This is a genomic window from Anaerofustis stercorihominis DSM 17244 (assembly GCF_000154825.1).
Lineage (GTDB): Bacteria > Bacillota > Clostridia > Eubacteriales > Anaerofustaceae > Anaerofustis > Anaerofustis stercorihominis.
Window position 1 is genome coordinate 263,212 of record NZ_DS560019.1, and the last position, 11,354, is coordinate 274,565.

Annotated in this window: 12 protein-coding genes; 1 reads left to right on the forward strand and 11 read right to left on the reverse strand. The window is 31.6% G+C overall.

Annotated elements, in window-relative coordinates; translation table 11 throughout:
* Positions 1-222: 222 nt before the first annotated feature.
* From thrB to ANASTE_RS05930, 8 genes are read right to left on the reverse strand one after another with little or no spacing between them, the layout of a single operon-like run.
* The gene (thrB, locus tag ANASTE_RS05895) at positions 223-1,092 is read right to left on the reverse strand and encodes a homoserine kinase (protein ID WP_007050065.1); all 870 of its coding nucleotides are present in this window, start codon (positions 1,090-1,092) and stop codon (positions 223-225) included.
* Positions 1,092-2,582 (reverse strand): threonine synthase, encoded by a 1,491-nt coding sequence (thrC, locus tag ANASTE_RS05900; RefSeq protein WP_007050066.1) that lies wholly within the window; start codon positions 2,580-2,582, stop codon positions 1,092-1,094. Before thrC ends, thrB begins: the two co-directional genes overlap by 1 nt.
* 10 nt (positions 2,583-2,592) lie before the next feature.
* Entirely contained in the window at positions 2,593-3,570 is a 978-nt protein-coding gene (locus ANASTE_RS05905) for a PTS transporter subunit IIC (RefSeq protein ID WP_242648105.1), read from the reverse strand.
* Between the two features lie 10 nt (positions 3,571-3,580).
* Positions 3,581-4,516, reverse strand: a complete 936-nt coding sequence (locus ANASTE_RS05910; protein ID WP_007050068.1) for a PSP1 domain-containing protein — start codon at positions 4,514-4,516, stop codon at positions 3,581-3,583.
* Positions 4,516-5,385, reverse strand: coding sequence for a DNA polymerase III subunit (locus ANASTE_RS11395; protein WP_007050069.1), 870 nt, complete (start codon positions 5,383-5,385; stop codon positions 4,516-4,518). Before ANASTE_RS11395 ends, ANASTE_RS05910 begins: the two co-directional genes overlap by 1 nt.
* Positions 5,386-5,387: 2 nt before the next feature.
* Positions 5,388-5,717 carry a cyclic-di-AMP receptor gene (locus ANASTE_RS05920; protein ID WP_039945682.1) on the reverse strand — a complete coding sequence of 110 codons (330 nt, stop codon included), beginning with the start codon at positions 5,715-5,717 and terminating at the stop codon, positions 5,388-5,390.
* Between the two features lie 8 nt (positions 5,718-5,725).
* Positions 5,726-6,409 carry a dTMP kinase gene (tmk, locus tag ANASTE_RS05925; protein WP_007050071.1) on the reverse strand — a complete coding sequence of 228 codons (684 nt, stop codon included), beginning with the start codon at positions 6,407-6,409 and terminating at the stop codon, positions 5,726-5,728.
* Positions 6,410-6,411: 2 nt separating this feature from the next.
* On the reverse strand, positions 6,412-7,788 hold the full coding sequence (locus tag ANASTE_RS05930) for an aminotransferase class I/II-fold pyridoxal phosphate-dependent enzyme (protein WP_007050072.1): 1,377 nt from the start codon (positions 7,786-7,788) through the stop codon (positions 6,412-6,414).
* 221 nt (positions 7,789-8,009) lie between these two features.
* On the opposite strand from ANASTE_RS05930, the gene trxA reads away from it, so the two are divergent.
* Entirely contained in the window at positions 8,010-8,336 is a 327-nt protein-coding gene (gene trxA / locus ANASTE_RS05935) for a thioredoxin (RefSeq protein WP_007050073.1), read from the forward strand.
* Between the two features lie 749 nt (positions 8,337-9,085).
* Here the strand turns inward: trxA and ANASTE_RS11735 are convergent.
* The 3 genes from ANASTE_RS11735 to alr all read right to left on the reverse strand — a co-directional run bounded on the left by ANASTE_RS11735 (position 9,086) and on the right by alr (position 11,330).
* A complete protein-coding gene (locus ANASTE_RS11735) occupies positions 9,086-9,253 on the reverse strand; it encodes a YjzC family protein (protein WP_007050074.1) in 168 nt (55 codons plus the stop codon).
* Between the two features lie 158 nt (positions 9,254-9,411).
* A complete protein-coding gene (locus ANASTE_RS05940; RefSeq protein WP_007050075.1) occupies positions 9,412-10,077 on the reverse strand; it encodes a manganese catalase family protein in 666 nt (221 codons plus the stop codon).
* A 119-nt stretch (positions 10,078-10,196) separates the two neighbouring features.
* Complete coding sequence (alr, locus tag ANASTE_RS05945; RefSeq protein WP_007050076.1) at positions 10,197-11,330, reverse strand: alanine racemase; 1,134 nt, start codon at positions 11,328-11,330, stop codon at positions 10,197-10,199.
* Positions 11,331-11,354 lie beyond the last annotated feature (24 nt).

Sequence of the window (11,354 nt, forward strand, 5' to 3'; positions counted from 1 at the left end):
TTTATGGGATTTCACCCCAAACCCCAATACTTTTTAAAAGATTAAAAAGTATGAAAAAATCTCCACTCAAATGCCGTGGAGGCTAATGTGGCTGGATTTTCTAAAATTTTCTACTCGAAAATTTTAAAACAGTCACATCCCCAGCCCATAAAACGTTCTAATTAAAAAAATAAAAACGAATAGTAATACTATTCGTTTTTTAATTATAGAAATGGATTATTTTTAGTATTTCACTCCGTCGAAATCGATTTTAAGCGGATACAAGTCATATTTATCTTTTAATTTCTTGATATCATAATCAAGTTTTCTAAGATTGATATTTCCTTCATATACACCCATTATCGTAGGACCCGCACCCGACAGATATGTACCGACAAAACCATATTTCTTGGTTAAGTTTACTATATCATCATATCCGTTGATGAGTTCTTTTCTGTAAGGTTCATGGATCCTATCCTGAAGCGCGTCTTTTACAAACTCACTGTCGCCTCTTTCCAAGCTTAGAGGAAGCAAAGATGCTCTTTGGATATTAAATACAACATCTTCTCTTGAGTATTTATCGGGAAGCACGTTTCTTGCCTTCTTTGTGGAAAGTTTGAAACGAGGGATAAACGCACATATCCTATATTTTTTATTGGTATGTATCTTGTAATATTTGAACTCCGTATCTTCCTTATATGAAAGGGTTGTCCCGCCGAATATACAAGGTGCAACATTATCGGGATGACCTTCGATACTAGAAGCAATATTAAATACATCATCGATATCAACTTCTATATTCAAGACTTTATAAGCCATTATGATTCCCGCAACAACACAGGTAGCGGAACTCCCAAGACCTCTGGTTGAAGGGACATCGCTTTTAACTTCTACTTTTACACCAATAGGTTTTTTATTTAAAAATCTACATGTAGTAAGCATGCTCGTTAAAATCAAATTATTTGTATTGTTTATATCTTCTTCTTTTCCGTCAAAAATAAATTTATCACATTTTTCTACTTTGAAAGTGTTATATAAAGTTACTGCAAGTCCAAAAGTATCGAATCCGCAGCATAGATTAGCACTGGTTGCGGGAGCTTTTATTTCAAACATTATTTCTTACCCTCTATATATTTTAGTATAGAATTTCTCATATCTTCTTTTGTAATAACTTCTTCTTCTCTTCTTTCAATGCTTTCGATATTATTTACAGGTTTTGGTATATTTACTTTTGTTTTTTCGTTTAATTTATACATATATTCCACATCGTCACTTGCTTTTACATCATCATCAAAAATCGAATCATATACATCTTTTGAAAATTTATAAGGTGAAGCCGTAGATAATAAAACAGAATATGTATCGTCTTCTTTTGTATCTTTATATACCTTATATCCGGCAGCGGTATGAGTATCCATTAAGTAATTATCTTTTTCGTATACTTCTTTTATTACCTCTCTGATTTCATCTTCTGTCGCATACCCTCCAATAAAATTATCCGCTTTATTCATATATTCACTGTCTATAGTATATTTACCCTCATTACTTAACTTTGCCATCAAGTCATTTACTTTTTTATCATCTCCGTCATACATATGATAAATAAGTCTTTCAAGATTTGAGGATATCAAAATATCCATTGAAGGTGAGATGGTCTTTTTAAATTCTCTATTTTTATCATAAGTACCGCTTTTGAAGAAATCAAATAATACGTTATTATCATTGGAAGCACAAATCAATTTATTTACAGGCAGTCCTGTCAAGTAAGCGTAGTAACCTGCCAAAATATTTCCGAAGTTACCGGTAGGAACTATAAAATTAACTTTATCCCCTTCCTTGATTTTCCCCTGTTCAATTAATCTTACATATGAGTGATAATAATATACCACCTGAGGAAGAAGTCTTCCTATATTGATTGAATTTGCCGAAGAAAGTTTGACTCCGTATTTTTCAAGTTCCTTTTCAAAGTCACTGTCGTTAAAGATTTCTTTAACTCCCGCCTGTGTATCATCAAAATTACCTTTTACAGCATAACTCTTAACATTACTTCCTTTTTGAGTAAGCATTTGAAGCAGCTGTAATCTTGAAACACCTTTATAAGGATAGTAAACTATAACGTCTATACCATCTACATCATGAAAACCTTCCAAAGCAGCTTTACCTGTGTCTCCGCTGGTTGCGGTAAGTATCAAAACATCATCTTTATCATTTTCATTTTCTTTGGCACATTTTAATAAAAGAGGTAAAATAGAAAGAGCACAGTCTTTGAATGCTATAGTGTTACCGCTGAATAATTCCAATATAGAAAGTCCGTCTTCCACGTCAACGACTTTAAATATATCTTCGGTTTCAAAGTTGTTTAAACTATAAGCTGTATCAACACAGTAATCGATTTGTTCTTTTGAAAAATCCAAAAATTCGCCTAAAATAGTTTTAGCTATGTAATTATAAGATTTACCGATGAAGTCTTTATAATCAAATTTTACATCTTTCAAAAACTGAGGAACAAATAATCCCCCGTCATCACTAAGACCTTTTATAATAGCTCTTGACGGACTCAGCTTATTATCATTATCTCTTGTACTGTTAAAAAGTTTCTCCATAATATCTCTCCTATTTTAATTCTAATTTTAAATCTCCGGATTTTATTATATTTTTCTTTCTAAAAATCTCACTTATCAAAAGTGTCAAAAAAGCCGGAAGAACAAAATGCATAAGTATCATCATTGCAAAAGTCCCTGCACTGCTCCCCATTGCTTCTATCATCCCGAACTGTCCGACTAGCCCGCTTGTTCCCATTCCCGCACCATAAGCGGTATTGGTCATTTTAAATACGACCGTTGAAATCGGTCCAAGTATCGCACTTGTTATTATAGGCGGTAAAAATAATATCGGCTTTTTCATAATATTTGCGATTTGGAGCATACTGGTTCCCAGTCCCTGAGATATGAGACCTTCAAATTTGTTTTCTCTAAAACTCATTACCGCAAAACCAATCATCTGAGAAGCACAGCCGACACACGCTGCACCCGCAGCAAGTCCGGATAGATTAAGCATTATTCCGAGAGCCGCAGAACTTATAGGGAGCGTTAAGATGATACCCATTATAACGCTTACCAAAATCCCCATTATCAGAGGTTCCTGTTCGCATGACTTCATTATAAGCTCACCAAGCAATAGCATGAACTTCTGCATGATAGGTCCTATGTAAAATCCGACAAGTCCTCCCACAATAACCGTTACTATCGGCGTTATGATTATATCGAGACTTGTTCTCTTGGATACCAGCATTCCTGCAATGGAACCCGATATACCCACAAGCAGTGCACTTATCGGATCTCCTCCGATAAGCCCCGCACCACCGCAGGCAAATATTACCAGAGGATCCGACTTAAGTCCGTATGCCACACTTACAGCTATGACAGGAGCAGTCATGGTTTTAAGTGCGGGAAAAAGCGTATCCGTTAAAAAACTGATATGAAAAACTACACCGATCTGATTTAAAATACTGCCTATAATCAGTGTAGAAAAAAGCCCCAAAGCCATACTTGAAAGAGTGTCTATAAAATAAGTTTTAAAGAATTTCTTCAACTTAATTCTCCTAATTATCTTTTTCTAATTTTTTTAATTCTTCATCTATACTTTCATCTACATGCTCTGCATGTTTATCATGATTTGGACATGATTTATTTTGACAGGTATCTTTATTTGAACAATGTTTCTTCTTTTTCTTAAGTACTTTTACTTCACCATCCGTAAATTCTTTAAAAGCGATATCTCCGTCATTTTCGAATTTAACGAGAAATGTTTCCTTTAATACATTTAGTCTTTCCACCGTACCTATTCCGTCAGGAGTCTTGACTTTATCAGAAACCTTAGGAAGTCTTGAAAGAGCATCTTCATAACAGTTATGTTCATATTGAAGACAACATAAAAGCCTTCCGCATATTCCCGAAATTTTTGAAGGATTAAGGGATAGTCCCTGTTCCTTTGCCATCTTGATTGAAACCGGTTCGAATTCGCCAAGCCATTTATTACAGCAAAGACCGCATCCGCACGGACCTACACCGCCTAAAATTTTAGCTTCGTCTCTTACTCCGATTTGTCTAAGTTCGATTCTTATTTTAAATATCGACGCTAAATTTTTTACAAGCTCTCTGAAATCGATCCTTCCGTCTGCGGTAAAATAGAAAATAACTTTTGAAGCATTGAATGTATATTCCGCTCTTATTAGTTTCATATCAAGTTTTTGCTTGATTATTTCCTCTTTACAAATCTTTAAAGCCTTTTCCGCTTTTCTAAGATTTTCTTCATTGGTCTTTGTATCCTTTGCCGTCGCTTTTCTTATGACAGGTTTTATCGGTTTTGTGACTTCATCTTCTTCCACATATTTTACCTTGCTTGCAACAGTACCATACTCAAGTCCTCTTGCCGTCTCTACAATCACGTTATCTTCCAATTTAAGATAAATATTTGTAGGATCGAAATAATATATTTTACCTGCAGGTTTAAATCTTACACCTACTACTTTTTGCATTATATATCCTCCCCTATATATATAAATAGATCAAGAAATGCTAAAGAAGCGTTTGCATTATAATTGATCATTTCATTTATATATAGAATTTTGTCTATTATTTTTTGTAATTTATCCTTGGTAACAAGATTATTGACTTGTTTTATATATTCCATATAATCTGAGCTTTTATCATTAAAAGTCATATCTAAATTACTTTCTTTATATATTAACACATCTGAGAAAAATTTCATTATAAAAAGTGTATAATTTTCAACTTTATTCTTATCTTTTGTCAGTTTTTTACTTATATTTACATTATTTAGATTATTTCCTTTTAATATATTTGATAAACTTTCAAATATGTAATTCTTTTCCTCATCAGAAAGGCTTAAAGTAACTTTATTATCATTAACTTTTATATGGATACATCTTGAAAGGATAGTGGGAAGAAGTATTTCTTTGGAAGGAGAAGATAAAATAATTATAGTATCCTTTACCGGTTCTTCCAAAGTCTTTAAAAAAGCATTGGAAGATTCTATAGTCATGGTATCCGCATTATGAATAACGAATATATTGTACTTATATTCGCTGGAAGATAAACTTATTTTATACTGCATATCCCTTATCTGTTTAATTTTGATACTGGCAGAGTCCTTATAAATATGAGTTATATCTATATTATTGTTCGTATTTATTTTTATACATTCCTCACACTCATCACAGTAGTATTTAGAATTTTTACAGTACAGAGTCTTAAGAAATTCCAGTATTGTTTTATCAAGGACATCTTCCCCCGCACCGTAGAAAAGATAAGCATGAGACATTGTATCTTTGTCAATATGATTTAAGAGAATATTCTTTTCCGTTTCAAATAAATTATCTAACATTATTAATACTTTTCAAACTGTGCAACATCCAAAACAAAGACTGTTGCTCCTCCGACTTCTACGCTTGCTGTATATGTTGTAAGAGGACTTTCCATAAAAGAAGCGTCCACAGGTGTAGATATAACTTGCTCTCTTTTTTTACATATTTTCTTCATGATTTCCAAAGCTTTCTCAACTTTTTCTTCCTCTGTACCAATCATCAAAGTAACATTTTTCATCTTTAAAAATCCGCCTATAGTATTAAGCTTAGTTACTTGATATCCTTCATCTGTGAGGGCGTCGGATAAAATAAAAGCATCCTCGTCCTGTACCATAGCAATAATTAATTTCATCATTTTCTTTACCTCCTAAGGTCTTTTGTGATTTTTTTATATAAAATATCATTTATTTCTTCTATACTTTTAAGTGAACTTTCCTTTACGCATTCTATTCTGTCAAACCCATACTTGTCCACCAAAAAATTAACATTTTCATACGCAGACATTAAATACTCATAATCACTTTCATGTATATCTTTTTTACTCTCATTTGTAAACTTATTATCCCTGTCCTTAATCAGTGCCTTAGATACTTCGGGATCAATATCCAAGAAAAAGACTTTATCGGGTTTTGGAATTTTAAATATATTATACTCAAAATCCAATAACCAGTCTAAATACTCTTCCTTTTTTTCTACATCTTTTATCTTGCACCCCTGATGTACCATGTTACTGGTTACATATCTGTCTGCAATTATAATCCCGCCGTTTAAGTAAAAGTCTTCATATTCCTTTTTATAAGTAGCGTATCTGTCCACCGCATAAAACGTAGAAGCTACCTTCGGATCTATATCATCAGCATTCTTACCGAAATCACCGTTTAGATACATCTTGACAAGTGCGGAAGATTGGCTTTTATAATTAGGATAACTGGCTCTTATAACATTATGACCTTCTTCTTTCAATCTCTTGGTTATAAGTTCGCTTTGTGTCTGCTTACCGCTTCCGTCGAGTCCCTCTATAACAAATAACTTTCCCTTGTTCATTATTACTCCTTAATCACATCAATATACCCATTATTTAACCCTAAAACAGTCTGCCTGTCCATTATACTTTTTAAATAAGAGATTATATCATTATCTATCACTTCTCCCGGTGTAAGTATAGGAAATCCCGGCGGATAAGGTACTATATAATCAATGCTTACTTTATTAGCAGCCTCGTCCAATTTTACACTTTCTCTATTCATTTTTAGTGCATTTCGCATACTATATTTTATAATAGGTTTATTATTTTCAAAAACAATATCACTTCTTTTTTTTATTTTAAATTTTTCTTCAGCTATAAAAGTTAAAGCTTTTTTTAATTTTTCTAAATCATCTTCATCTGTCTTTAAACCCAAATAGCAAAGAGTATACTTATCGGTGGAACACTCGGTAAATATATTATATTTTTTTTCAAGTATCTCCGATAAAGTATATCCGTCCAAATCCGAATTCGAAGTATCTATACAAATCTTGGTATAATCATGTATTTTTCCTGAAAACTCTTCAAAAGTAAATTTGGTATTACTTTCTACATAATCTTTGGTTTTAATGTACCATTTCTTTATATCCTTTAAAATTTCATCACCTCTGTCTTCGGCTAAATGAACAGCTTCCTCAACAGAAGTAAGAAACAAATAAGAAGGTGACGTGGATGTAGTCATATTTATATATAATTTAAGTTTATTAATATCTATCAAATCACTGTTTACATGAAGCAGTGATGTCTGAGTAAGAGCTGTTAGAGTTTTATGCATGGATGTTATTACTATATCACTGTTAGTTCGTAAAGAAGTGTTCGGATATTCATCACAGAAAGAAAAATGCGTCCCGTGGGCTTCATCGACAATTATTATAATTTCCTTATTTATCTTCTTTATTTCATCACATACTTTTTCTATATCCATACTAAAACCGAAGTAGCTTGGATAAGTAATTATAACAGCTTTTATATCCGGATTTTCCTTAACGGCATTTATATACTCTTCTTCCGTTATCCCTAATATATTATCCTTGGGGTAAATATATACAGGTATTCCTCCGCTTAAAAAAAGTCCGTAATAACTTGATATATGGCTGTTTCTGGGAAAAAGTATTTTATCATTTTTATTTAATGAATATAATATGGAGCTTATGATACCGCTTGTACTTCCTCCGACTAGAATAAATGATTTCTTGCTTTTAAAAGTATCTTTTATATATTCGTTAAGCCTTAATATCACATCGTTTGGAGACAGCAAATTATCGTTAAAGGATAGTTCTGTAACATCGGATGTATAAAAATACTCTTTTTCCACCCTTCCTTTATGTCCCGGCATATGAAGTCTGGTAGGATTTTTATCTATATAATTTTTTATGTTTTCGTTTAGCTGATTTTTCATTTTTTAGTCTCGTTTATATATAAAATAATATAAAATTCATAAATAAGTCTTAAACTTAATCTTTTTTCAAAATATAACTTCTATTATATTTATTTTATTATAGCATAAAACAAATTCTAATTTTAAGCATATAACATTAATTTTCAATTAAATATGTAAATATTTAAATTTAAATGATATAATGATAAAGATGTGAAATACTAATATTCAGGAGGACGATTATGGCAAGTGAAAATATAGTAATAATTACAAACGAAAACTTCGAAAGCGAAGTTGTAAACAGCGATAAACCCGTAATGGTGGACTTTTGGGCAAATTGGTGCGGACCATGCAAAGGGCTTGCTCCTATTATTGATGAAATCGCTAATGAATACTCTGATAAGGTAAAAGTAGGTAAAGTAGATGTTGACGCAAACGGAGAACTTTCAATGAAATTTAGAGTTATGAGCATACCTACAGTTATATTCTTCAAAAACGGAGAACAAATAGCCAGAGAAGTCGGTGCATTCCCTAAAGAAAAATATGCGGAAATCATAAACTCTCTATAAAAAGAGCAGCTAAAGCTGTTCTTTTTTATATTTTAAATTAAAATTCAGCATTTTTTTTATTTGCTTTATAGATATAGTCTTTCTTATATCTATAAAGGAGTTTTTCTATATTAATTAAAATAAAAAAAGTTTATCAAATCACTTTTAATTAACATATTCTCAAATGAATGTTTTATTATTGGTGTTTATAAAAATCCGACAGAGAAATCTAAGAAAGCTATTTTAAATTATTTACATCATATGCAATACTTTTAACTTACTTAATAAAAAATAATATTTTTCTTTAAATATACAGATAAAGACTATATTTTTGATTCTATTGTTTCAGCTTGCATTAAACATTCTTTGTAATAATTTTTAAAGTTCAATGGATTTTGTCTTATTGGATTTTATCTAATGATATTTCTAAAAAATTTCTTCTTTTAATATTTTTTGTATTTTATAATTTTTTTATTTATAATATTTATTTTTAATAATCAATACGTATTAATAATATTGCCCTTTTATATACATATCCCCCTACATAGATAAAGTAAAACAAAACTTAATAATTAACAATATTCAAATCATTTATATTATAAGCTAAGCATTTTAAAGGCTAAAATACTTTGTATAATTTAAAAGCAGCTTAAAGCTGCTTTATACAAATTTATATATTTTTTCTTTTATTGAATATATAAATCTTTCAATATATTCAATTCCTTTTAAAATTATAAAATAATAAACATAATAGAAGAAACACATATCTATTAGTCTTCTTTGACCCATCTTCTGCCTTTAGCACCTGTAGGCGGAAGTCTGTCACCTTGGTCTATATTTACTAATCTTCCGTTTTCAATATAAGATCCATCGTTTTCTACTTCTCTGTATTCTCCTGCCGGTAAGTTATCCGTACCGGGTTTATATAAATCACTCATGTTTCTGTTCCTTTCTTTGAAAATTTATTTACAAAATTATTTTTTGTATGAACGATTTTTTTATTCCATGTATAAATTGTCAGATTTTCCACTTTTTTGACTAAACTGTATTTTTTAACTAAATAAAAAAGACTATCAAAAAGATAGTCTTTAAATCATTAATTGAATGCCGGTGGTTTTCCGTCCACATGATGTAAATCACTTTGAGGGGACGGTGTTGACATATTAAAATACATTTTGGCAGCCTTTGTAGTACCGAAATCTCTGTTTGAACCTGTGTCCTGAACTTTATTAAAAGCTTCTCTGAACATCGCATTATGAGCTTCTTCTCTGTTAAGAAGAAAATCAATGGTTTCTTTAACTTTTTTATCATTGATTTGACGATATAAATACTCATAAACAACTTTTGCACGTTGCTCGGAAGCGATATTAGAAAGTAAATCCGCACATAAGTCTCCTGTCACGGTTACATAATCTCCGGTCCATGAATATCCGGACGCATTTATAAGCCCCGGATTTAAACCAAGAAGTACGTGAGACTGAATTTCCCCTGCTTCCACTTTGTCATAGTTGACATCATGTCCGTTTAGTAAATTTATAGTTGTAGCGACCATTTCCATATGACTTAATTCTTCGGCAGCTATATCCAAGAATAAATCTTTGATTTCCTGATCTTTAATCCTAAAGCTTTGAGACATATACTGCATAGCAGCTTTTAATTCTCCGTTTGCTCCTCCAAGCTGTTCCTGCAGCAAAACCGCATACTGTGGATTTGGCTTTTCTACTTGAACAGCATGAAATAATTGCTTTTCATGTTTAAACATAATAATCCTCCTTTTTTTATTTTCATTTTTATTTTTCCACTAAATAAAAAAAATTATTTAATTTAATATTCAATAAAAAATAAATTTAAATGAAATGAAAGATTATAAAAAACCGAGGATTATATTTCAAATTCCTCGGGCTTTCCGTTTAATATGTATTCTCTTTTTACTCTCTTATTTATACAGCATAACAGTTCGTAAGGAATGGTTTCACATATCTCTGCAAGTGAGGATATATTTATATTTTCTCCGAAAATTTCAACGTTATCCCCTATCTCTATATCCGCTTCTTCGGGAATTTCAAGCATCGTCATATCCATACAAACATTTCCGATTACTTTTGCCTTATACTTGTTATTTATCAAAACTTCACCTTTATTTGATAGTTTCCTATTATAACCGTCGGCATATCCCACACACATCACTGCAACTTTTGTCTTTTCCTTTGCAGTAAAAGTCCTCCCATATCCTACCGTTTCATCCTTATCTATATGAAATATATTTGTTATTGTCGTATAGAATGACATGACCGGTTTATATGGATTTATTTCGGGCTTCACTTCCGAAGGATAAACTCCGTAAAGGACAATCCCGGCTCTGACCGCGTCGAGACTATATTCATCCAAGTCCGTTATCGCAGCAGAATTTGCAATATGGTTAATGGTCACACCTAAATCATATTCCTTTGATTTCTTTATCGCATAATCGAAAATTTCAAACTGCTTATTGCTGTAAGACTTATCGACTTCATCGCTCGTTGCAAAATGTGAAAACAACCCTTCATAAATAAGATTATCCAAACCTTTCAATAATTTAAATGCTTCGTCAATTTCATCTTTATTAAAGCCCAGTCTGTTCATTCCGGTGTTGATTTTAATATGTACCTTTATTTTTTTATTCTTTTTGCCGGCTTCTTCATTCAGTTTTTTCGCAAAGTCCAAATTATAAATCGTAGGAATTATATCATTATCTATTATTTTATTTATCTTTCTGTCCGGAACGTAGCCTAATATCAATACATCTGCATCTATACCATAATCTCTTAGGCACATCGCCTCATAAACGCTGGAAACAGCAAACAAATCTGCTCCTTCACTCATTAATATCTTGGCACAAATTTCTGCCCCGTGACCGTACGCGTCGGCCTTGATGACAGGTATGACTTTTTTGCCTTTTACTTTGTTTTTTATTACCCTATAATTGTTGATTAAATTATCAAGATTGATTTTTACACCGCTTTGAAATTTTTCCATTTTTATGATTTTCTCCTAAATATG

Coding starts and splice junctions, on each gene's coding strand:
- thrB (WP_007050065.1), bottom strand. CDS start 1,092: ATGTTTGAAATAAAAGCTCCCGCAACCAGTGCTAATCTATGCTGCGGA.
- thrC (WP_007050066.1), bottom strand. CDS start 2,582: ATGGAGAAACTTTTTAACAGTACAAGAGATAATGATAATAAGCTGAGT.
- ANASTE_RS05910 (WP_007050068.1), bottom strand. CDS start 4,516: ATGCAAAAAGTAGTAGGTGTAAGATTTAAACCTGCAGGTAAAATATAT.
- ANASTE_RS11395 (WP_007050069.1), bottom strand. CDS start 5,385: ATGTTAGATAATTTATTTGAAACGGAAAAGAATATTCTCTTAAATCAT.
- ANASTE_RS05920 (WP_039945682.1), bottom strand. CDS start 5,717: ATGAAATTAATTATTGCTATGGTACAGGACGAGGATGCTTTTATTTTA.
- tmk (WP_007050071.1), bottom strand. CDS start 6,409: ATGAACAAGGGAAAGTTATTTGTTATAGAGGGACTCGACGGAAGCGGT.
- ANASTE_RS05930 (WP_007050072.1), bottom strand. CDS start 7,788: ATGAAAAATCAGCTAAACGAAAACATAAAAAATTATATAGATAAAAAT.
- trxA (WP_007050073.1), top strand. CDS start 8,010: ATGGCAAGTGAAAATATAGTAATAATTACAAACGAAAACTTCGAAAGC.
- ANASTE_RS11735 (WP_007050074.1), bottom strand. CDS start 9,253: ATGAGTGATTTATATAAACCCGGTACGGATAACTTACCGGCAGGAGAA.
- ANASTE_RS05940 (WP_007050075.1), bottom strand. CDS start 10,077: ATGTTTAAACATGAAAAGCAATTATTTCATGCTGTTCAAGTAGAAAAG.
- alr (WP_007050076.1), bottom strand. CDS start 11,330: ATGGAAAAATTTCAAAGCGGTGTAAAAATCAATCTTGATAATTTAATC.